This is a genomic window from Nitrospira sp. (genome assembly GCA_005116745.1).
Classification (GTDB): domain Bacteria; phylum Nitrospirota; class Nitrospiria; order Nitrospirales; family Nitrospiraceae; genus Nitrospira_D.
In genome coordinates this window covers 247-684 of the sequence record SWDS01000019.1, presented here as the reverse complement: position 1 = coordinate 684, position 438 = coordinate 247, and the positions used below count along the sequence as shown (strand labels likewise).

The window sequence follows — 438 nt, the reverse complement described above, 5'->3', positions numbered from 1 at the left end:
CGAAGCCAGGAAGACACGCTCGAACCTTGGGCATTCCACTTATTGTTCTCCTCAACGGTAGTATTTAAATTGGCCGATTGCACAGATTCCCCCTTAAAGTCAGTCGATTTGCTGGGACTCGAACTAGAACAAAGTTTGCCCGCCTTCCTATCGTACCGCTCGGAGGATCAACACACGGTCAGGGAAACGCGTGTTCGCCCGGTGTCTGCTGCCCAACCTACTAGATTGACCCTGTAGACTACCTGTAAAAACTAGCAATCGCCTCAACCACCTCGGTCTGTTGGGCCAATGTCAGCTCCGGATAGATCGGAATCGCGATGGTCTCATTGGCTGCCCGCTCAGATTCTGGAAAGTCGCCTTGCTTGTAGCCTAGGTCGTGAAAACATTCCTGTAAGTGGAATTTGAGTTGATTGTCAATCTATTTATGACGCACTACAC

The 438-nt window shown here is 50.0% G+C and carries 1 protein-coding gene; it reads right to left on the bottom strand.

The window, feature by feature from the left end; translation table 11 throughout:
* Positions 1–238: 238 nt before the first annotated feature.
* Positions 239–418 (bottom strand): hypothetical protein, encoded by a 180-nt coding sequence (locus tag E8D52_18605; GenBank protein ID TKB65243.1) that lies wholly within the window; start codon positions 416–418, stop codon positions 239–241.
* Positions 419–438: the final 20 nt, after the last annotated feature.